Origin of the sequence: Gellertiella hungarica (assembly GCF_014197145.1) — a bacterium.
Classification (GTDB): Bacteria; Pseudomonadota; Alphaproteobacteria; order Rhizobiales; family Rhizobiaceae; genus Gellertiella; species Gellertiella hungarica.
In genome coordinates, this window is sequence record NZ_JACIEZ010000006.1 from 150,872 (window position 1) to 171,752 (window position 20,881).

Annotated in this window: 20 protein-coding genes; 16 read left to right on the forward strand and 4 right to left on the reverse strand. The window is 64.9% G+C overall.

The window, feature by feature from the left end:
- The first annotated feature begins 6 nt into the window (after nucleotides 1-6).
- The 4 genes from GGR23_RS15380 to GGR23_RS15395 all read left to right on the forward strand — a co-directional run bounded on the left by GGR23_RS15380 (nucleotide 7) and on the right by GGR23_RS15395 (nucleotide 3,311).
- Nucleotides 7-885, forward strand: coding sequence for an ABC transporter permease (locus tag GGR23_RS15380; protein ID WP_183367263.1), 879 nt, complete (start codon nucleotides 7-9; stop codon nucleotides 883-885).
- Nucleotides 882-1,763, forward strand: coding sequence for an ABC transporter ATP-binding protein (locus tag GGR23_RS15385; protein WP_183367188.1), 882 nt, complete (start codon nucleotides 882-884; stop codon nucleotides 1,761-1,763). Before GGR23_RS15380 ends, GGR23_RS15385 begins: the two co-directional genes overlap by 4 nt.
- The gene (locus GGR23_RS15390) at nucleotides 1,756-2,568 is read left to right on the forward strand and encodes an ATP-binding cassette domain-containing protein (RefSeq protein ID WP_183367189.1); all 813 of its coding nucleotides are present in this window, start codon (nucleotides 1,756-1,758) and stop codon (nucleotides 2,566-2,568) included. The genes GGR23_RS15385 and GGR23_RS15390 overlap by 8 nt, the downstream gene beginning before the upstream one ends.
- Before the next feature lie 164 nt (nucleotides 2,569-2,732).
- The gene (locus tag GGR23_RS15395) at nucleotides 2,733-3,311 is read left to right on the forward strand and encodes a VOC family protein (protein WP_183367264.1); all 579 of its coding nucleotides are present in this window, start codon (nucleotides 2,733-2,735) and stop codon (nucleotides 3,309-3,311) included.
- Here the strand turns inward: GGR23_RS15395 and GGR23_RS15400 are convergent, their stop codons facing one another.
- Nucleotides 3,312-4,292 (reverse strand): AraC family transcriptional regulator, encoded by a 981-nt coding sequence (locus tag GGR23_RS15400; protein WP_183367190.1) that lies wholly within the window; start codon nucleotides 4,290-4,292, stop codon nucleotides 3,312-3,314.
- Between the two features lie 238 nt (nucleotides 4,293-4,530).
- On the opposite strand from GGR23_RS15400, the gene GGR23_RS15405 reads away from it, so the two are divergent.
- Genes GGR23_RS15405 through GGR23_RS15415 form a run of 3 tightly spaced genes read left to right on the forward strand, consistent with a single transcriptional unit; the run spans nucleotide 4,531 to nucleotide 7,158 of the window.
- Nucleotides 4,531-5,049 (forward strand): flavin reductase family protein, encoded by a 519-nt coding sequence (locus tag GGR23_RS15405; protein WP_183367191.1) that lies wholly within the window; start codon nucleotides 4,531-4,533, stop codon nucleotides 5,047-5,049.
- A 42-nt stretch (nucleotides 5,050-5,091) separates the two neighbouring features.
- Complete coding sequence (locus tag GGR23_RS15410) at nucleotides 5,092-5,877, forward strand: SDR family oxidoreductase (protein ID WP_183367192.1); 786 nt, start codon at nucleotides 5,092-5,094, stop codon at nucleotides 5,875-5,877.
- Between the two features lie 42 nt (nucleotides 5,878-5,919).
- Complete coding sequence (locus GGR23_RS15415) at nucleotides 5,920-7,158, forward strand: styrene monooxygenase/indole monooxygenase family protein (RefSeq protein ID WP_183367193.1); 1,239 nt, start codon at nucleotides 5,920-5,922, stop codon at nucleotides 7,156-7,158.
- 227 nt (nucleotides 7,159-7,385) lie between these two features.
- Here the strand turns inward: GGR23_RS15415 and GGR23_RS15420 are convergent, their stop codons facing one another.
- Nucleotides 7,386-7,949, reverse strand: coding sequence for a winged helix DNA-binding protein (locus tag GGR23_RS15420; protein WP_183367194.1), 564 nt, complete (start codon nucleotides 7,947-7,949; stop codon nucleotides 7,386-7,388).
- 213 nt (nucleotides 7,950-8,162) lie between these two features.
- On the opposite strand from GGR23_RS15420, the gene GGR23_RS15425 reads away from it, so the two are divergent.
- Together GGR23_RS15425 and GGR23_RS15430 are read left to right on the forward strand one after the other, a co-directional pair.
- Nucleotides 8,163-9,284, forward strand: a complete 1,122-nt coding sequence (locus GGR23_RS15425) for an LLM class flavin-dependent oxidoreductase (protein WP_183367195.1) — start codon at nucleotides 8,163-8,165, stop codon at nucleotides 9,282-9,284.
- 114 nt (nucleotides 9,285-9,398) lie between these two features.
- Nucleotides 9,399-9,929, forward strand: coding sequence for a flavin reductase family protein (locus GGR23_RS15430; protein ID WP_183367196.1), 531 nt, complete (start codon nucleotides 9,399-9,401; stop codon nucleotides 9,927-9,929).
- A gap of 7 nt (nucleotides 9,930-9,936) precedes the next feature.
- Here GGR23_RS15430 and GGR23_RS15435 read toward each other — a convergent pair whose 3' ends face one another.
- Entirely contained in the window at nucleotides 9,937-11,022 is a 1,086-nt protein-coding gene (locus GGR23_RS15435) for a serine hydrolase domain-containing protein (protein ID WP_183367197.1), read from the reverse strand.
- A 232-nt stretch (nucleotides 11,023-11,254) separates the two neighbouring features.
- On the opposite strand from GGR23_RS15435, the gene GGR23_RS15440 reads away from it, so the two are divergent.
- From GGR23_RS15440 to pcaF, 7 genes are read left to right on the forward strand one after another with little or no spacing between them, the layout of a single operon-like run.
- Nucleotides 11,255-13,582: a bifunctional salicylyl-CoA 5-hydroxylase/oxidoreductase gene (locus GGR23_RS15440; RefSeq protein ID WP_183367198.1), complete on the forward strand. Its 2,328-nt coding sequence runs from the start codon at nucleotides 11,255-11,257 to the stop codon at nucleotides 13,580-13,582.
- 8 nt (nucleotides 13,583-13,590) lie between these two features.
- Nucleotides 13,591-14,379: an SDR family NAD(P)-dependent oxidoreductase gene (locus tag GGR23_RS15445; RefSeq protein ID WP_183367199.1), complete on the forward strand. Its 789-nt coding sequence runs from the start codon at nucleotides 13,591-13,593 to the stop codon at nucleotides 14,377-14,379.
- A gap of 14 nt (nucleotides 14,380-14,393) precedes the next feature.
- Entirely contained in the window at nucleotides 14,394-15,242 is an 849-nt protein-coding gene (locus GGR23_RS15450) for an enoyl-CoA hydratase family protein (RefSeq protein ID WP_382341324.1), read from the forward strand.
- Between the two features lies 1 nt (nucleotide 15,243).
- The gene (locus GGR23_RS15455; RefSeq protein WP_183367201.1) at nucleotides 15,244-16,425 is read left to right on the forward strand and encodes an acyl-CoA dehydrogenase family protein; all 1,182 of its coding nucleotides are present in this window, start codon (nucleotides 15,244-15,246) and stop codon (nucleotides 16,423-16,425) included.
- Nucleotides 16,425-16,820: a RidA family protein gene (locus GGR23_RS15460; protein WP_183367202.1), complete on the forward strand. Its 396-nt coding sequence runs from the start codon at nucleotides 16,425-16,427 to the stop codon at nucleotides 16,818-16,820. Before GGR23_RS15455 ends, GGR23_RS15460 begins: the two co-directional genes overlap by 1 nt.
- A gap of 47 nt (nucleotides 16,821-16,867) precedes the next feature.
- Nucleotides 16,868-18,832 (forward strand): 3-hydroxyacyl-CoA dehydrogenase NAD-binding domain-containing protein, encoded by a 1,965-nt coding sequence (locus GGR23_RS15465; protein WP_183367203.1) that lies wholly within the window; start codon nucleotides 16,868-16,870, stop codon nucleotides 18,830-18,832.
- A 10-nt stretch (nucleotides 18,833-18,842) separates the two neighbouring features.
- Complete coding sequence (pcaF, locus tag GGR23_RS15470) at nucleotides 18,843-20,045, forward strand: 3-oxoadipyl-CoA thiolase (protein ID WP_183367204.1); 1,203 nt, start codon at nucleotides 18,843-18,845, stop codon at nucleotides 20,043-20,045.
- An 18-nt stretch (nucleotides 20,046-20,063) separates the two neighbouring features.
- Here the strand turns inward: pcaF and hpaI are convergent, their stop codons facing one another.
- The gene (gene hpaI, locus GGR23_RS15475; protein WP_183367205.1) at nucleotides 20,064-20,870 is read right to left on the reverse strand and encodes a 4-hydroxy-2-oxoheptanedioate aldolase; all 807 of its coding nucleotides are present in this window, start codon (nucleotides 20,868-20,870) and stop codon (nucleotides 20,064-20,066) included.
- Nucleotides 20,871-20,881 lie beyond the last annotated feature (11 nt).

Below are 20,881 nucleotides of genomic sequence, written 5' to 3' on the forward strand. Positions count from 1 at the left end.
GCCGCCATGCAGCCCGCAGCCGAAAAGCCCGCCGCGCATCGCTCGCTCGGGCGGGCGCTGCTTGCAGAACCGAAGGTGGTGATAGCAGGCGGCTTCGTGCTGCTTCTCGTGATCCTCGCGCTCTTTGCGCCCTACATCGCGCCGAAGGACCCGCTCGAGCAGGACCTGATGCTCGGAACGCTTTCGCCCGTCGGCGGCTCCACCTATGAACCCGGCTACTATCTCGGCACCGACGATCTCGGCCGCGACGTGCTGTCCCGGCTGATCTACGGCACGCGGATTGCGCTGACGGTTGCCTTCGTCGCCGCCGGCCTCGCCGCCCTCATCGGGACCGTTCTCGGTCTCGTTGCCGGCTGGTATGGCGGATGGATCGATACGGTCATTTCCCGCCTCGTCGAGATCTGGATGGCCTTTCCGCCGGTGCTCCTGTCGATCCTGCTGGTGGCGGTCTTCGGCTCCGGCGTCCATTCGGTCATCGCCGCCATCGTCATCATCGACTGGACGCGGTTCTGCCGGGTGATACGGGCCGAAACCATGGCGCAGGCGCGGCTCGACTATGTCACGGCCGCGCGCACCATGGGCTATCCGCGCCTCAGGATCCTGATCCGCGAGATCCTGCCCAACGTGGCGCCGGTGCTCGTCGCCCTTCTCAGCCTCGAAATGGGCATTGCCGTGATCGTCGAGGCGATCCTCTCCTTCGTCGGGCTTTCAGTTTCTTCCGATACGCCCACCTGGGGCGGCATGATCGCGCAGGGGCGGCAGATCATCTATCAGGGCTGGTGGGTGCTCACCTTCCCGCTGGCGACGCTGTTTGCCACCGTGCTCGCCTTCAACCTGCTCGGCGACGGACTGCGCCGCGCGCTCGATCCGGTGCTGAGACGATGAGTGACCTGCTTCTCGACATATCAGGCCTTTCGGCCATTTCGCTCCGCGAAGGCGGCAACCCGATCCTGCGCGACGTTTCGCTGAGCCTGAAAAAGGGCGAGGTGCGCGGTCTGGTCGGCGAAAGCGGCGCGGGCAAATCAACCATCGCCAAGGCGCTGCTCGGCATCCTGCCGCGCACCGTCAAGGTGACATCGGGCACCATGCGCTTCGAGGGGCGCGATCTCCTCACCATGGCGCCGCGCGATCTCTCGGCCATCATGGGCAGCGACATCGCGCTCATCCCGCAGGACCCGCAGACGGCGCTGAACCCCGGCCGGCGGATCGAGGCTCAGCTGACCGACGGCCTTCGCCTGCGGCGCGGCATGAATGCGCGCGATGCGCATGCGCGGGCGCTCCAGCTTCTTTCCGAGGTGCATATCCGCGATCCGGAACGGGTGCTGAAGGCCTATCCGCATGAGCTTTCCGGCGGCATGCGCCAGCGCGTGATGATTGCCGCGGCCTTTTCGCTGGAGCCGAAGCTGGTCGTGGCCGACGAGCCGACGACGGCACTCGACGTGACGGTGCAGAAGCAGATCCTCCGCCTCATCCGCGGCATGCAGGAGGCGCACGGCACCGCCGTGATCTTCGTCACCCACGATCTCGGCGTGGTCGCCAAGATCTGCGACAGCGTCACCCTGCTCTATGGCGGCAAGGTGATCGAGGCCGGGCCGACGGCGGATGTGCTTGCCGATCCGCGCCATGTCTACACGAAGGCCCTCATCGCCGCCGGCCCGCGCTACGACCGGCCCGATGCCGGGCTGGAGCCCGTGCCGCAATGGGTCTTCGACCAGCTCCACCAGGAAATCCGCACCGGCGCGAAGGAGATCCTCCATGGCTGAACGGCTGATCACGGCAACGGGCATCGAGGTGACCTATGGCAATCGCCGGCGGGGCGGCGTGAAGGTGCTCCACGGCGTCGACCTTCATCTGGACCGGGGCGAAACCATCGGCATCGTCGGCGAGAGCGGTTCGGGCAAGACGACGCTCGGACGGGCGCTGATCCGTCTCGTCGATACGTCGGCCGGGGAAATCCGCTTCGACGGCAAGGACATCACCCATCTCGGCGAGGAGGCCATGCGGCCCTACCGCAAGCGGATGCAGATGATCTTCCAGGACCCGATGGCCTCGCTCAATCCGCGCCATTCGATCCGGCAGATCCTTGCCGGGCCGCTGCTTTTCCACGGACTGGCGAAAAGCGAGGCGGAAGCGGATCAGCGCATCGCCAAGATGCTCGACCGGGTGGGTCTGCCGTCCATCGTGCTCCAGCGCAACCCGCACGAGCTTTCCGGCGGCCAGCGCCAGCGCATCGGCATTGCCCGCGCGGCGCTGCTGGAGCCGGAATTCGTGCTGGCGGACGAGATCGTCTCGGGCCTCGACGTCTCCACCCAGGCGCAGGTGCTGAACCTCCTCAAAGACCTCTGTCGCGATCTCGGGCTTGCCATGGCCTTCATCAGCCACGACCTCTCCGTCATCCGGGCGGTCTGCGACCGCGTCTATGTGATGCGGCAGGGCCGCGTCGAGGAAGCAGGCGACTGCGCCACCCTCTTCGACGATCCGCAAAGCGCCTATACCCGTGAGCTGCTCGATGCCATCCCGCTGCCGGAAGTGGACGCGGACTGGCTGAAGGACCCGGAGGTCGCCTGACTTTTCCGGGGCAGGCCTGCCATCCCAAGGGCGCCTGCTCCCTCGCTGCATGATCCAGTCTCCTTCCCCGTGCCGGAAAAGCGGGTTCGGCGCGGCGGGGTCGTTTGTGCCCCGGTCATTCCCGCCTTCAAGGGAGAACAGCAGTGCACATCCTCAAGCGTTTCATGCTTGCCTCGGCGCTTCTCGCCGGCGCGGCAACGGCGGCGAGCGCCGACAGCATTCCCGGCATGCGCGGCCATGACCATACCGGCATCACCGTTCCCGACATGGCGCAGGCGGTGAGCTTCTTCACCGATGTGGTGGGCTGCCAGAAGGCCATGAGCTTCGGCCCCTTCGCCGATGACAAGGGCACCTTCATGCAGGACGTGCTCGGCGTCGACCCGAAGGCGGTGATCGAGGAAATCACCCTGATGCGCTGCAATTTCGGCTCGAACATCGAGCTCTTCAAGTATACAGCGCCCGACCAGAAGGACCTGACGCCGAAGAACAGCGACATCGGCGGCTTCCACATCGCCTTCTACGTGGACGACGTGGCGGCGGCAAAGGCCTATCTGGAAGGCAAGGGCGTGAAGACGCGGATGGGGCCGATCCCCGTGGAACAGGGCCCTGCCGCGGGCCAGACCATCCTCTATTTCCAGGCGCCCTGGGGCCTGCAGCTCGAGGCGATCAGCTATCCGAAGGGAATGGCTTACGAAAAGGATGCCAAGACGGTTCTCTGGAGCCCGAAGGATCCGGCGAAGTAATCACCGGTGCTGGCGAAGCGTCCGGGAGGGCGCTTCGCCGAAACGGGCCTGATAGGCGGCAGCGGCCCGCCCGAGGTGGCCGAAGCCGCATTCGAAGGCGATGTCCGCGACCGAGGCGCCCGGCGGCGGGCTTTTCAGCCGCTCGTGGAAATGATCGAGCCTTGTGGCAAGCACCGCTTCCGAGAGCGTCATGCCGCGCGCCCGCTTGAAGGCTTCCTGCAGCGAGCGCAGCGGCACACCGGCGGCGGCCGCGATATCCGCCATGGCAATCGCTTCCCCCGCATGCGCCTCGATGAACTCCTCCGCCCGGCGGACGGCGGCCGGTGCCGGCATGGGCTGCGGCCGGTTGAGGATCGACGAGCCGGAATGGGCAAAGCCGCTGAGAAGCAGCGTCGTCAGCCCGTCCCGGAGCAGCGTGAGATAGGCGGGCGGTGCGCTTGCCGGATCTTCCGCCGCCGAAAGCGTAAGCTCCGCATGACGCAGCAGCGCGCGGCCAGCCGGACTGGCGAGATCGATGCCGGTTTCGAATTCCACCGTGCCGAGCGGACGGTGGGTGAGGCTGGCAAACTGCGCCTCCATCACCTCGCGGTCGATGAGCAGGATCAGCTTCTCGCAGCCATCGCTCCAGGTCATGCGGGTGGGCAGGGTGGGCGAGAGCAGCGAGGCGCGCGTGCCCGCCTCCGCCTCCGTCAGCATGGTGCCGCAGCGGACAAGCGCCTGCCCCTTCAGCGGAATCTGCAGCAGGAAGAAGCGCGACAGCGCGCCCGGATCGATTTCCACCGCCGAGCCATAGCTGACGAAATTCACCGAATAGCCGTTTCCCCGCGCATGGTTGTGCCGGGCGTGAAAACCCTCCGCACGCCGCGCCAGCGGATCGAGGAAATGGGGACAGAAGATGCGGCCGATCTCCTCGCGCGCGGCATCGGGCTCGCGCGTGTCCACGAGCCGGAACTGGTTCAGGGGTATCAGTGCATCAAGCATCGGTCTCCCTCCCGCGCTCAGCCACGTACCGCTTGGGTCTTTTCCTCGGCCCATCTGGCCGATCATGACGCGGAACGCCCCGCGCCGCAAGGGCCAAACGGGCGTTGCGCGATCCGGACAATGACTGCGCGATGCGGATTGCCGCCTCCCCTCCCAGGGATCACCATCAGGTTAGTTTAAATTTAAAGCTTTGAAAAGCGGCAAGGGAGAAGGCCGCTTTCCGAAGGGAGGAGGACAGATGGCGGACGCGCGCGATCTCTTTCGGCTCGGCATGCGCCGGGTTTCCGGCACGGTGACGGTGGTCACCACCACGGGTCCCGATGGGGAGAGGCGCGGCGTGACGGCAACCGCCTTCTGCTCGCTCTCGGCCGATCCGCCTTCCGTGCTTGCCTGCATCAACCGCGAGACATGGGTGGGGCAGCTGGCCCCGGTCAGCGGCAATTTCTGCATCAACGTGCTCTCCGCCGACCAGCAGGATGTGGCGGAGGTCTTTGCCGGACGGGCCGGCCTTGCCGCCGGCGAGCGTTTCGGCGTCGGTCGCTGGCATCAGGGGGCAAGCGGTGCCCCGGTGCTCGAGGGCGCGCTCGTCAGCTTCGACTGCCGGCTCGACAAGGCGGTCGACCATGCGACCCACGTGATCCTGATCGGCGCGGTGATCGAAACGGTCACCGAGGAGGATCCCGGCGACGCGCTGATCTATGCAGACGGCCATTTCACCCGGCCCGCCGCACCGTTGCCGATGGCCGCCAGCGCCTGAGCGCGCACCATGCCAACCATAAGAAAAGAGGAGGAGAACCGAATGCGGGGATTGAAAGACAGGACAGCCATCGTCTCGGGCGGAGCCACCATGATCGGCCAGGCCGTGGCGGAGGTGCTTGCCGGCTATGGCGTGAAGGTTGTCATCGCCGACATCAACGAGGCGGACGGCAAGGCTGCTGCGGAGAAGCTCGGGGAGAATGTCTCCTTTATCCGCACGGACGTGACGTCCGACGACGACATCAGGGCGCTGGTGGAGGAGACCGTGAAGCGCACGGGCCGGCTCGATTTCCTCGTCAACGTCGCCTGCACCTATCTGGACAACGGCGCCGAGACGAGCCGCGCCGACTGGCTGACCGCCTTCAATGTCAATGTGGTCGGCTCGATCATGCTGATGCAGGCGGCGCGTCCCCATCTTGCAGCAAACAAGGGCGCGATCGTCAATTTCGGCTCCATCTCCTCGCGCGTCGCCCAGACCGGGCGCTGGGTCTATCCCGTCGCCAAGGCCGCGATCCTGCAGCTCACCCGCAACCAGGCCATGGACCTTGCCCCCGACGGCATCCGGGTCAATGCGGTTTCGCCCGGCTGGACCTGGTCCAACATCATGAACCAGCTGACGAACGGCAACCGCGCCAAGACCGACAGCGTGGCGAAGCCCTTCCACCTGCTTGGCCGCACCGGCGACCCGCAGGAAGTGGCCGAAGCCGTCGCCTTCCTTCTCTCCGATCAGGCGAGCTTCATCACCGGCACGGATATCCGCGTCGATGGCGGCTACACCGCCATGGGGCCGGAACGGGCCGATCCCGCCATTCCGCTCCTGATGGAATGAGCGCCGATCACTTCAGAAGAAACAAGAAGGGGAATGACAACAATGAGCAAGAAACGCAATTTCACCATCATCGGCGGCGGGCAATCGGGCCTGCAGCTGGGCTGCGGCCTTCTCGCCGCCGGCCATGACGTGCATGTCGTCCAGAACCGGACGGCGGACGACATCCGCACCGGCAAGGTGCTTTCCAGCCAGTGCATGTTCGACATGGCGCTCCAGAACGAGCGCGACCTTGGCCTCAATTACTGGGACGATGTCTGCCCGACCGTCGACAGCATCAATTTCTGCGTGCCGGCACCCGACGGCTCCGGCAACAAGGCCATCGACTGGAACGGCAAGCTCGACAAGCCCGGCCAGAGCGTCGACCAGCGCGTGAAAGTGCCCGCCTGGATGGCGGAATTCGAGAAGCGCGGCGGCCGGCTGACGATCCATGACGCCGGCATCGAGGATCTCGAAACCTATGCCCGCGAAAGCGATCTCGTCATCGTCGCCTCCGGCAAGGGCGAAATCGGCCGGATGTTCGAGCGGGATGCGGAGAAATCACCCTTCGACAAGCCGCAGCGTGCGCTGGCGCTGACCTATGTGAAGGGCATGCGCCCGCGCCCCGACCATTCGGCGGTCAACTTCAACCTGATCCCGACCATCGGCGAGTACTTCGTCTTCCCGGCCTACACGACCACGGGCCCCTGCGACATCATGGTGTTCGAGGGCATTCCCGGCGGCCCGATGGATTGCTGGAAGGACGTGAAGAGCGCCGACGAGCATCTCGCCAAATCCAAGTGGGTCCTCGAGACCTTCCTGCCCTGGGAGGCAGAACGCTGCCGCGAGGTGGAACTCACCGATGCCAACGGCATTCTGGCGGGTTCCTTCGCGCCGACGGTCCGCAAGCCCATCGGCCGGCTTCCCTCGGGTGCGATGGTGCTCGGCCTCGGCGATGCGGTCTGCCTCAACGATCCGATCACCGGGCAGGGCTCCAACAATGCGTCCAAGGCCGCGAAGATCTACATGGACGCGATCCTCGCCCATGGCGACAAACCCTTCGACGCCGCCTTCATGCAGGAAACCTTCGACCGCTACTGGGCCTATGCGCAGTTCGTCGTCGGCTGGACCAATGCACTGCTGCAGCCGCCACCGCCGCATGTGCTTAACATCATGGGGTCGGCACAGGCCTTCCCGGAACTGGCCAGGCGCATCGCCAACGGCTTCAACAACCCGCTCGATTTCTTCCCGTGGTTTGCCGTGCCGGAAGAGGCAGACGCCTATCTGTCGAAACTCGCTGCCTGAAGCAGCCACAACCCTCCCCCCGCCTTGTCGGGTCTTGGGGCGCTCCGGCGCCCCTTTTTTGTTTCTAATAGCAACGCACCTCCCAAAGAAGCCGCTGGTGCTTCTTCTCCGTCATGCTCGGGCATGTCCCGAGCATCTGCCAGCCTATCGATCGTGTTCGACGCAGCAGATCCTCGGCACAAGGCCGAGGATGACGTCACATCCATGCCGGAAAGCTGAGAGCGTGTTTATCGCCCGGTCCGCCGGTGGGTGGCGGCAACGCGGGCGACGTGTTCGTAGATGCCGCTCAGAAGCTCGAGCGTGCGGGTGGCATCTTCGAGGCGCTGGGGGAAATTCGGCACCGACTGGATCGCGTCGACAAGAAGCGCGGAGCGGACATCCGCATAGCGGTCGGTGACATCGCGGCCGAGATCCGTGACGGAATAGGTGACGCCGGAGCGGCCGCTCCCCTCGCGCACGACCAGCCCCGCCTGGATGAGCTTGCGCAGGCTGTACTGCATGTTGGGAATGTCCTCGCGATTGGCGAGGCGCGCGAGATCCTTGATCGTCTTCGGCCGGTCGTTCATGCGGATGATGTGGAGCATGGCATTTTCCGGCCCGCTGGCCGCGAAATCGATGACCGATGAGAGGCATTCGGTCTGCCAGCGGCTGAAGGACTCATAGGTGCGCATCAGCGCGTATTCGATCTCGGCGACATCCACCTCGACGGGCGTGCGGGCGAGATGCCAGCGCCGGTCGAGGGCCTCCGGCTTCTTGTCCTCGCCGCTCCTGCCACCCTTGCGCTTTTCCATTTTCCTGCCTCCGCCGCCGCTTGCCAGACAAATTTATTGCAGGCCCGGCGCCCCAAGGAAAGCGGTTTTCCGGCAATTTCCAAATTACTTCAAGCTTCTAGTATCTCCTTTCGCCCTCTCCCTCCGAAGGCCGGCTGACAATTGACAGGAAGCGTTTTTAAGATAGACTTTTTATCGTAAATTCTATCAGAAAATAAATGGGGAACCACCACCATGACAGAATTGCAGAACTCCATGTTTGCCAAGGACCAGTTCGTTCTCGGCACCTTTGCCTCCAACTGCTCCGGCGGGATGTCGGTCACCAAGGTGCCCGAGCGCTGGGTGAACTCCTGGGAGAACAACCTCCGCCTCGGCAAGCTGCTCGACGATGCCGGCATCGACTTCATGCTGCCGATCGCACGCTGGATCGGCTATGGCGGCGAGACGAATTTCCACGGCGGCGTGCTTGAAACCATGACCTGGGCGGCGGGCCTTCTGGCGCATACGAAGAACATCAACGTCTTCGCCACCATCCATACGGCCGCCAACCATCCCGTCGTCGTTGCCAAGCAGATCGCCACCATCGACCAGATTTCCTCGAGCCGCATCGGTCTCAACATCGTCGCGGGCTGGAACCAGCCGGAATACGAGGCGCTCGGCCTCGAACTGCCGGCCGCGCACGAGGACCGCTACGGCTATGCGCAGGAATGGTTCGACATCATCAAGGCGCTCTGGACGCGCACCGAAGCCTTCGACTGGGACGGCAAGTTCTTCAAGCTGAAGCAGGTTCTGGGCGATCCGCGCCCGGCCCGCAAGGTGCCGATCCTGAATGCCGCGGGCTCCGGCCAGGGCCGCGAGTTTGCCGTGCGCAATGCGGATTTCCTGTTTACCCCGGCCATCGACCTTGCCCGCTCCACGGAAGAAATCAATGGCCTCAAGGATCAGGCAAAGGCGGTGGGCCGGAATGTGGGCGTGCTGACCTTCTCGCATGTGGTTTGCCGTCCGACGGAAAAGGAAGCCCGCGACTATCTCCAGCACTTCGGCCAGGACAATGCGGACTGGGCGGCCGTCGACAATCTGGTCCGGCTGCAATTTGCCCATGCCCATTCCTTCCCGCACGACCTTCTGGCGCTGATCCGCGACCGCATGGCTGCCGGCCATGGCGGCTTCCCGCTGGTCGGCACGCCGGAGCAGGTGGCCGAGGGCATCCTTTCGCTGCACCGGGCGGGCTTCAACGGCACGACGCTTTCCTTCGTCGATTATGCCGAGGAGTTCCCCTATTTCCGCGACACGGTGCTGCCGATCCTGGAGCGCGAGGGCATTCGCCGTCCGAACGGGCTGAAGGTTGCCGCCTGATGCTGCCGGGGCCGGCTCCATGCCGGCCTCGCTTATCCGATGTCGCGGCGCGTCGCCGCAACGGCAGGGACCGAAGAGCCCGCCGCACCCTTGTCGAATGGGGATATCCTGACCATGGAAAACCTTGTCACGGCGCCGCCCGCGGCGGACGCCTATCGCGCCGCCATGCGCAATTTCGCCGGTAATGTCAGCGTCATTACGGTCGGCCGTCCGGGCGAACGCTCCGGCCTCGTCGCCACCTCTGCCGTTTCGCTGTCCGTCGATCCGCCGACGGTGATCGTCTGTGTCAACCGGGGCGCCTCCTCATGGCCGCTCTTCGAGCGCTTCCGTCATTTCGGCGTCAATGCGCTCACCGCCGCTCAGCAGCCGATTGCCGATCTCTTTGCCGGCAAGGGCGGCGTGAAGGGGGAAGACCGCTACCGGCTCGGCCAGTGGAGCCAGGGCCCGACCGGAGCGCCGCTGCTCGATGAAGCCGCGGTGGCGCTGGACTGCCGCCTGGAAGAAATGATCGACCGCGCCTCGCATTCCATCCTCGTCGGACGGGTAATGGATGTGCGCGTGCGGCAGGACGACGAGGGGGCGCTCGTCTATTGGCGGGGGCTTTATCGCCCCCTCCTCCCCGAAGCATCTGCCGAGCGGGCCTGAAGGCCCGCTATTCCTCCCCGGCTGCCTGCTCCACCTCCGCGGCGAGGTCGCCGAGCGAGATGTCCTCGCCATTGGCAAGGAGAATGACGGTGACGCCGCTCGTGAGATTGCGCTGGTAATAGGTCGAGGTCCCCATCCAGCTGCCGCTATGGGTGGCGTAGTTCTGCTTGCCGGTCGCGATCGACCAGCCATAGCCATACCCCTCGCCATCTTCCTCTATGGCACTGCCATCGTCATAGGTGCCGTTCTCGAAGAGTTTGTCGGTCGCCTCCTCGCTGAGGAGCGCGTTCGTGGCGAGCGCCTTCTCGTATTTCGCAAGATCGGCAAGGGAGGTGATGACGTTGCCGTCCCCTTCCGTCACCGTCGGCGAGTAGCTCTCGTCGAACTTGCCCCCGGTGCCGCTGTAGCCGGTGACCTGGCGGTTCTCGTCGATCCGGGAGGACGTGACCAGCCCGGAAGACGTCATGCCGAGCGGCTTGAAGATCCGCTCTTCCAGCACGTCATCCAGGGACTTCTTGCCATCGGCCGCAGCGACCAGGGAGCCAAGGGTGAGATAGCCGGAATTGGAATAGTCGAACTTCGTGCCCGGCGGGCGCAGAAGCGGCTGGCGGGCCAGCCATTCGATCACCTGGGCGTTGGTGGTTTCGGCGCCGTAATTCAGCTCCTCGTTCCCGTCGAGATAATCCGCAAGCCCGCTCACGTGATGGACGATATCGGAAACGGTGAGCGCGCGCTCCTCCCCCGGCTGATCCTCGAAAGCGGGGAGAATGGTCGCGATTTCGGTCTCCGGCGTGTAGAGCCCGTCCTCGATCTGCAGCATGGCGGCCTGCGCCGTCATCTGCTTGGAAACGGAGGCGAGATCGAAAAGGCTGTCCCGCGTGACCGGTGTCTCGGCGGCGATATCGGCATAGCCATAGCCCTTGAGATGGATGATCTCGCCGTCGCGCATCACAAGGACGCCGAGGCCCGGTGTATCCTTGCCGAGATAGGGCTCCACCGCCTCGTCGACCGCGCCAATCTCCGGGTCCTCCGCCATGGCCGCCCCCGCTGCCAGCATCGTGGCCACCAGGGCCAGCACGCGCTGCATTCTCATCGTCATTCCCCCGAACATATTCGTTATATCTGATGCCTATCAGCTTTTCCGGGAAAAACCAGATGCCCGGTGGGCATGGGCGAAGATGACGAAACGCAAGATACTTTAATCTTAAAATATTTTTCGCCCTGCCGGTTTGTCGCATTGACAGAAGGCCGCCGGGTGGTATGTTTTAAACTTAAAATATCCAGGCGCCACGCGGCTCCTGGTGTCATCGAGATGGAGGCCAGACATGCGGATCGTGTGCATAGGCGGAGGCCCTGCCGGGCTTTATTTCGGCCTGTTGATGAAGAAGCTTCACCCGCAACATTCCATAACCGTGGTCGAGCGAAACCGACCCTACGACACCTTCGGCTGGGGCGTGGTCTTCTCCGACGCGACCATGGAAAGCATGAAGGTCTGGGATCCGGAGAGTGCGGCCGAGATCCAGGACGCATTCAACCACTGGGACGACATCGAGGTGTGGTTCAAGGGCACGCGTCAGCGCACGTCGGGCCACGGCTTCGTGGGCATCGGCCGCAAGAAGCTCCTCAACATCCTGCAGAAGCGCTGCGAGGCGCTCGGCGTCGAGCTTCTGTTCGAAACCGAGGTGAACAGCGACCTCGAATTCCCGGATGCGGACCTGATCATCGCCTCCGACGGCCTGAATTCGAAGATCCGCAACGCCTATGCCGATGTGTTCCAGCCCGATCTCGTCGTGCGCCCGAACCGCTACATCTGGCTCGGCACCAAGCGCCTTTATGACGCCTTCACCTTCGATTTCCGCAAGACGGAACATGGCTGGTTCCAGGCCCATATCTACAAGTTCGACAACGAGACCTCGACCTTCATCGTGGAAACGACCGAAGAGGCCTACGAGAAGCACGGCCTTGGCGAGCTCGACCAGCAGGGCTCCATCGATTTCTGCGAAAACCTCTTCTCGGAAGTGCTCGAAGGCGCGCCGCTGATGACCAATGCGCGGCATCTGCGCGGTTCGGCCTGGCTGAACTTCAACCGGCTGATCTGCGGCAAGTGGAGCCATTTCAACGGCAAGAGCCATGTGGTGCTGATGGGCGATGCCGCCCATACCGCCCATTTCGCCATCGGTTCGGGCACCAAGCTTGCCATCGACGATGCGATCGAACTCACCAACCAGTTCCAGAAGCTGGGGCACGAGAAGGACAAGATCCCGGCCGTGCTGGACGCCTACGAGGAGATCCGCCGCGTCGACGTCGCGCGCATCCAGAATGCGGCGCGCAACGCCATGGAGTGGTTCGAGGTGGTCGGCCGCCGCTATGCCGATACGCTGGAACCCGAGCAGTTCATGTATTCCATGCTGACCCGCTCGCAGCGCATCAGCCACGAAAACCTGCGCCTGCGCGACAAGACCTGGCTCGAGGGCTACGAGCGCTGGTTCGCCGCCCGCTCGGGCATCAATGTCAAGGAAGGCGAGCGCGCGCCGCCGCCCATGTTCACGCCCTACACGGTGCGCGATCTGACGCTGAAGAACCGCATCGTCGTTTCGCCCATGGCCATGTATTCGGCAAAGGACGGGCTGATCAACGATTTCCATATCGTCCATCTCGGCTCGCGCGCGCTCGGCGGTGCCGGCCTTGTCTTCGGCGAGATGACCTGCGTGTCGCCGGATGCCCGCATCACGCCCGGATGCCTCGGCCTCTGGAACGAGGAGCAGGCCGCCGGCTGGAAGCGGCTCGTGGATTTCGTTCATGAATACAGCGGCGCGAAGGTCGGCATCCAGCTCGGCCATGCGGGCCGCAAGGGGGCGACGAAGCTCGCCTGGGAAGGCATCGACCAGCCGCTTCCCGAGAGCGAGACCTGGCCGCTGATCTCGGCATCCGCCCTGCCCTATCTCAAGCATTCCCAAGTGCCGCGCGCCATGACCCGCGAGGACATGGACCGGGTAAAGGCGGACTTTGTCCGTGCGACGGAACTCGCGGTTACGACAGGTGCCGACTGGCTCGAATTCCATGCCGCGCACGGCTATCTGTTCTCCGCCTTCCTCTCGCCGCTCACCAACCGGCGCGAGGATGAATATGGCGGCAGCCACGAGAACCGCGCCCGCTATCCGCTGGAGGTGTTCAAGGCGATCCGCGCCATCTGGCCGAAAGAGAAGCCGATGTCGGTCCGTCTCTCCTGCCATGACTGGTTCGAAGGCGGCAACACGCCCGACGATGCGGCAATCTTTGCCGAGATGTTCCGCGAGGCCGGTGCCGATCTCATCGACTGCTCGTCCGGACAGGTCTGGAAGGAAGAACAGCCGGTCTATGGCCGCCTGTTCCAGACGCCCTTCTCCGACAAGATCCGCAACGAAATCCACGTCGACACGATTGCGGTCGGTGCGATCTCGGAAGCGGACCATGCCAACTCGATCATCGCGGCGGGCCGTGCCGATCTCTGCGCGGTTGCCCGTCCGCATCTCGCAGACCCCGCCTGGACCCTGCATGAAGCGGCCCGGATCGGCGTGAAGAACGTTGCCTGGCCGAAGCAGTACTATTCCGGCAAGGGCCAGTACGAGACGAACATCGAGCGCGCGGCCCAGACGGCTGCGGGCGCGAAGTAAGGCCCGCCATGGGCCAGCTCGACGGACATCACGCGCTCGTCACCGGTGCCGGAAGCGGCATCGGGGCGGCCATTGCCCGCGCCCTTCACGGCGCAGGCGCCAGGGTTACGCTCACGGGCCGACGGGCCGAGCCGCTCGAGGCGCTGGCCGGGGAACTGGGGAGCGGTGCACAGGTCGTCTCCGGCATGGACGTGACCGATGCGGCGGCCGTTGCCGCAGGGCTCGAGAAGGCGCACGCCGGCTTCGGCCCGGTCTCGCTCCTCGTCAACAATGCCGGAGAGGCGCCGAGCGCACCCTTCGAGAAGACCTCGCTGGACCTCTGGTCCAAGGTGATCAATGTCGACCTGACGGGCGTCTTCAACGTCACTCAGGCGGTGCTCTCCGATCTCAAGGCGCGGGGCGCGGAAAAGGGCGATGCCCGGATCGTCAATGTCGCCTCCACGGCGGGCCTTACCGGCTACGCCTATGTGAGCGCCTATTGCGCCGCCAAGCACGGCGTGATCGGCCTGACGCGCGCTCTGGCGCTGGAACTTGCCCGCAAGGGGGTGACGGTCAATGCCGTTTGCCCCGGCTTCACCGATACGCCGATCATCGAGAAGGCAGTCTCCGAGATCACGGAAAAGACCGGGCGCTCCCGCGAGGAGGCCTTGTCCGCCTTCACCAGGAGCAATCCGCAGAACCGGCTGGTGAAGCCGGAGGAAGTGGCGGATGCGGTGCTCTGGCTCGCTGGCCGGGGCGCAGCTTCGATGAACGGCCAGGCCATTTCGATTTCCGGCGGCGAAGTGCTTGGCGGATAAGAAGGATGAATGACATGGAACGCAGCACGATCATGCAGGGTCACAAGAAACCCTTCGCCGGCTACAAGGCGGAGCACTTCCTGTTCGAGGCCAGCGAGGACGGGCAGGTGCTGACCATCCGGCTGAACCGGCCGGAGAAGAAGAACCCGCTGACCTTCGACAGCTATGCAGAGCTTCGCGATCTCTTCCGCGATCTCGTCTATGCCTCGGATATCCGCGCCATCGTGCTGACCGGGGTAGGCGGCAATTTCTCCTCCGGCGGCGACGTGTTCGAAATCATCGAGCCGCTGACGCGGATGACGATGCCCGACCTGCTCGCCTTTACCCGCATGACCGGCGACCTTGTGAAGGCGATGCGGCGCTGCCCGCAGCCGATCATCGCCGCCGTCGACGGCATCTGTGCGGGCGCCGGCGCGATAATGGCCATGGCCTCCGACCTGCGTCTGGCAACGCCCCAGACCAAGACAGCCTTCCTCTTCACCCGGGTCGGGCTTGCGGGCGCGGACATGGGCGCCTGCGGCATCCTTCCCCGGATCATCGGGCAGGGCCGCGCCTCGGAGCTCCTCTTCACCGGGCGGGTGATGACCGCCGAGGAGGGCAGCAGCTGGGGCTTCTACAACGCCCTTCACGCAAGCGAGCAGCTGGAAGCGGAGGCGGTGAAGCTTGCCCGCTCGCTGGCCGAGGGCCCCTATTTCGCCCACACGATGACCAAGACCATGCTGAACCAGGAATGGGCCATGGGGCTTGAGGAACTGATCGAATCCGAAGCGCAGGCGCAGGCGATCTGCATGGCGACGCAGGATTTCCGCCGCGCCTTCGAGGCCTTCGCCGAAAAGCGCCGGCCGGAATTCAAGGGGGATTGAGATGGGCCACAAGAGCACGCTTCCCGGCCCCACGCGCGAACCGCTCGGCTGGCCCTTCTTCGGGCCGGAACACCGGGCCTTCGCCGAAAGGCTCGACCGGTTTGCCGCTTCGGGAGCGCTTGCCGGCGTCGATCATTCCGATACGGACGGCGCCTGCCGTGCACTCGTCAGGATTCTCGGCGAAGCGGGCCTGCTTGCTGCGGCGACCGGCAATGGTGGCCGCGACGTGATCGACAGCCGGATGATCTGCATCGCACGCGAGACGCTGGCCTGGCATGACGGCCTAGCGGATTTTGCCTTTGCCATGCAGGGCCTCGGCACGGGCGCCATCGGCCTTTCCGGGACGCAAGCCGTGAAGGACCATGTGCTGCCGAAGGTGACCTCGGGCGAGTGGATCTCCGCTTTCGCGCTGTCCGAGAAGGAAGCGGGTTCCGACGTCGCCGCCATGGCCTGCGCGGCCCGGCGGGAGGGAGACCATTTCATCCTCGACGGCGAGAAGACCTGGATCTCCAATGGCGGAATTGCCGATGTCTACACGGTCTTTGCCCGCACCGGCGAAGCGCCCGGCACGCGCGGCATCTCCGCCTTCGTGGTCTATGCCGACGATCCCGGCTTTTCGATTGCCGAGCGGATCGACGTGATCGCGCCGCATCCGCTCGCCACGATCCGCTTCGAAAACTGCCGCATTCCGGCAGACCGGCTGCTGGGTGCACCCGGCGAGGGCTTCAAGATCGCCATGCGGACGCTCGATATCTTTCGCGCCTCGGTGGCAGCGGCCGCGCTCGGCTTTGCCCGGCGCGCGCTCGATGAGGCCGTACTTCACGCGAAAACGCGAAAGATGTTAGGCGCAACGCTGGCCGACCTGCAGCTTACGCAGGGCGCACTCGGCGACATGGCCGCGGGCATCGATGCGGCAGCGCTTCTCACCTACCGGGCCGCCTGGCGCCGCGACGTGGAGAAGCTCAACACCACCAAGGAAGCGGCCATGGCCAAGATGACCGCGACCGAAACCGCCCAGAGCGTCATCGACCGTGCCGTGCAGATGTTCGGCGGTCGCGGCGTGGCGGTCGGCGAAATCACCGAGCAGCTTTACCGGGAAATCCGGGCGCTGCGCATCTACGAGGGGGCAACCGAGGTGCAGAAGCTCATCATTGCCCGTGAATTGCTGAAGGAGACCCGTTGATGCACACGATCCTGCAACCGGAAGGCTGGGCCAAGCCGAGGGGATATTCCAACGGCGTGATGGCCTCGGGCCGCACCATCTATATCGGCGGGCAGATCGGCTGGAACGGCCAGTGCGAATTCGAGACCGACGATTTCGTAGGGCAGGTGCGCCAGACGCTGGAAAACATCGTGGCGATCCTGGCCGAAGCCGGTGGCAAGCCGGAGCACATCACCACCATGACCTGGTATTTCACCAGCAAGGAGGAATATCTCGCAAATCCCAAGGGTCTGGGCGAGGCCTATCGCGCCGTCATGGGCAAGAACTTCCCGGCCATGGCGGCCGTGCAGGTGGTGGCGCTGGTCGAAGACCGGGCGAAGATCGAAATTCAGGCGACTGCCGTCATTCCGGACTGAGTGGCCGCGCGTGCCATTTCATGTGAAAGATCCAAACGGGAGTACAGATGACCGCGATCACCTTCTCGCCTGATGTCTCCGGCACCATCACCGACGGCGTGCTCGTCGTCACGCTGGACAATCCGCCCGTCAATGCCGCGTCGCAGACGGTACGGGCCGGCATCATGGCAGCACTTGCTCATCTGAACGGCAATTCGACGCTGAAAGCCATGGTGATGACAGGCGCCGGAAAGAGCTTCGTCGGCGGAGCCGATATCCGGGAATTCGGCAAGCCGCCGGTAGACCCCATTCTACCGGATGTGGTTTCGGCCATCGAGGCATCGGCAAAGCCTGTCGTCGCGGCGCTGAACGGTGTTGCGCTCGGCGGCGGATTGGAAATTGCCCTTGCCTGCCATCAGCGCATTGCGGCCGCTTCCGCAAAACTCGGCCTGCCCGAAGTCAAGCTCGGTCTCGTGCCGGGGGCTGGTGGCACGCAGCGCTTGCCGAGGCTTACGGGCGTGGCTCCGGCAATCGAGATGATCGGCTCGGGCCGCGCTGTCAGTGCCAAAGAGGCGCTCACGCTCGGCATCCTCGACCGGGTCGCGACGGGCGATCTGCTCGCGGAAGCCATCGACATGTCCCATGCAGCCGGCAAGTCCATGCGCCGGACCGGAATGCTCTCCGTGCCTCCTTCCTCCGATGCCGACATCGAGGCCGCCGCGAAGAAGGTGCTCGGCAAGGCCCGCGGCCAGACAGCACCCGGTCAAGCCATCCGGCTGGTGAAGCTCGCAGGCGAGGCGACGCTCGACACGGGCCTGGCTGAAGAACGGCGCACCTTTCTCGAACTGAAGGACAGCGAGCAGGCAAGAGCGCTCCGCCACGTCTTCTTTGCGGAGCGGGCAAGCGCCAAGGTGGACGGGCTCGATGGCGTTCAGCCGCGCAAGCTCGAGACCATCGGCATCGTCGGCATGGGGCTGATGGGATCGGGCATCGCCGTTTCGGCGCTCGACGCCGGCTTCCGGGTGATTGCCGTCGAGCAATCGGCGGAGGCCGCGGAGAAGGGTCGGACGCGCATCGAGGACATGCTGCGCAAGAATCTCGCCAGCGGCCGGATCGATCAGGCCGGGTTCGACGCCCGCGTGTCACGGCTTAAAACCGCCGGAGACAAGACCGCTCTTCAACCGGCCGATCTCGTGATCGAGGCGGTCTTCGACGACTACGACGTGAAGGCGACGCTTTTCGGCGCACTCGACGGGATCGTCCGGGACGATGCCATTCTCGCCACGAACACGAGCTATCTCGATCCCGACAGGCTGGCGGCGGAAACCAAGAACCCGGCGCGGGTGGTCGGCCTGCATTTCTTCTCGCCCGCCAACATCATGCGGCTGATGGAAGTGGTGAAGGGGGCGAAAACCGCGCCCGACGTGCTGGCAACCGGCCTGCAGCTGGCAAAGCGGCTCGGCAAGCTGCCGATCGTCTGCGGCGTGACGGAAGGGTTTATCGGCAACCGGATTTTCTCGGCCTACCGCAAGGAAGCGGAATTCCTGCTGGAAGATGGCGCTTCGCCTGCCGAGATCGACAGCGCCATGGAGAAGTTTGGCATGGCCATGGGGCCGTTTGCGGTCTTTGATCTTGCCGGCCTCGAGATCGCCTGGGCACGGCGCAAGCGGCAGGCGGCGACCCGCGACCCCGCCGAGCGCTATTCCGTCATTGCCGACCGCCTGTGCGAAGCGGGCCGTTTTGGCCAGAAGGCTGGCAGGGGCTGGTATGCCTATGTCGATGGCAAGCGGCAGGAAGACCCGGCCGTTACCGACATGATCGCCGCCGCGCGGCGGGAAAAGGGCATCGTGCCCAAGGACTTCACTTCGGGCGAAATCACCCGCCGCCTTGTCTCCGCCATGGCGGACGAGGGGCGCAAGCTGCTGGCCGAGGGCATCGCCGCCCGGGCCAGCGACATCGATCTGGTGCTGATCAATGGCTATGGCTTCCCGGCCCATCGCGGCGGGCCGATGTTCATGGCCGGTATCGAATAGGAGCGTTTCCATGGCCGAGGCCTTCATCGTCGACGGTATCCGTTCGCCTATCGGGCGCTATGGCGGGGCACTTTCCTCCGTCCGCACGGATGATCTTGCGGCCCACAGCCTGAAGGCGCTGATCGCGCGCCATCCCGGTCTCGATCCGGCGCTGATCGAGGACGTGATCCTCGGCTGCGCCAACCAGGCGGGCGAGGACAACCGCAATGTCGCGCGCATGGCGGCGCTGATATCGGGCCTCGGCGAAGCCGTGCCGGGCACGACGATCAACCGGCTCTGCGGCTCAGGCCTCGATGCGGTCGGCACGGCGGCTCGCGCCATCCGTTCCGGCGACGCGGACCTGCTGATTGCGGGCGGTGTCGAGAGCATGACGCGCGCGCCGCTTGTCATGCCGAAGGCCGACAGCGCCTTTTCCCGCAATGCCGCGATCTACGACACGACCATCGGCTGGCGCTTCGTCAATCCGCTGATCGAAAAGCAGTATGGTATCGACTCCATGCCGGAAACGGCGGAAAACCTCGCCGAAGAACACGGTATTTCCCGCGAGGATCAGGACCGTTTCGCGCTGCGCAGCCAGGCGCGTGCCTCCGCCGCCCAGAAGAACGGCCGATTTGCGCTCGAGATCGCCCCCGTCGAACTGAAAGACCGCAAGGGCAATGTGACGCTGGTCGAGCATGACGAGCATCCGCGCGAGACGACGCTTGAGAAACTTGCGGCCCTCCCCGCCCCTTTCCGCAAGGGCGGCACGGTGACGGCCGGCAATGCCTCCGGCGTCAATGACGGGTCCGCAGCGCTGCTGATCGCCTCCGAGGCGGCCGTGAAGCGCCATGACCTGAAGCCCCTTGCCCGCATTGCCGGCATGGCTGTTGCAGGCGTTCCGCCGCGCATCATGGGCATCGGCCCGGTGCCGGCGACCCATAAACTGCTTTCGAAGGCCGGGCTTTCGGTTTCCGATATCGATCTCTTCGAGCTCAACGAGGCCTTTGCCGCACAGGCACTGGCCGTCTTGCGCGGTCTCGGGCTGCCCGACGATGCGGAGCACGTGAACCCGAATGGCGGGGCAATCGCGCTCGGCCATCCGCTCGGCATGTCGGGCGCGCGGCTGGCGCTTTCGGCAGCACTGGAGCTTCAGGCGCGGCAGGCCCGCCGCGCCGTCGTGACGCTCTGCATCGGCGTCGGGCAGGGTATTGCCGTCCTGCTCGAACGCATCTGATACAAGGATCGCCAGCGATCAATAGCTGGATGTGGATTTTACCGGCTGGGGTGCAGCGTCACCCCGGTAGGAGCGGGCAAGATTGCTCGTCGCCTGCGAGAAGAGCGTGACATCCGTGCCGACGGCGACGAATTTCGCGCCGAGCTCGATATAGCGGTTGGCGAGCTTCGGATCGCTGTTCAGGATGCCGGCGGGCTTGCCGGCCGCCTGAATGCGCAGGATCGCCTTTTCGATGGTTTCGAGCACCACCGGCTCCGTCCCCCTGCCCGGATAGCCCATGTCGGCGGCGAGATCGGCCGGGCCGATGAAGATCGCATCGACGCCATCGACGGCGGCGATCTCCTCGATGGCATCGATGGCCGCCTTGCTTTCGGCCTGGACGATCAGGCAGACCTCGTCATTGGCTGTGACGAGATAATCGGGGATGCGGTTGAAGGCCGAGGCGCGGGCAACCGCCGCACCGACGCCCCGCACGCCCTTCGGCGGGTAGTTTATCGCCCGGACGAGCTGGCGGGCCTGTTCGGCGGTTTCGACCATGGGCACCAGCACGCTTTGCGCGCCGATATCCAGCACCTGCTTGATCATCCAGGTTTCGCCGATCGGCACGCGCACGACGGGCGCGACCGGATGGGCGGCCAGCGTCTGGAGCTGGGAAAGCAGGAGCGGAATGTCGTTCGGTCCATGCTCGCCGTCGATCAGCAGCCAGTCGAAGCCGGCACCGGCGGCAATCTCCGCCGTGTAGGGGCTCGCAAGGCTGAGCCAGAAGCCGATCATTGCCTTCTCGCCCTTCAGGCCGGCCTTGAAGGGGTTCTTGGGTGCGGGCATGGATGAAGTCC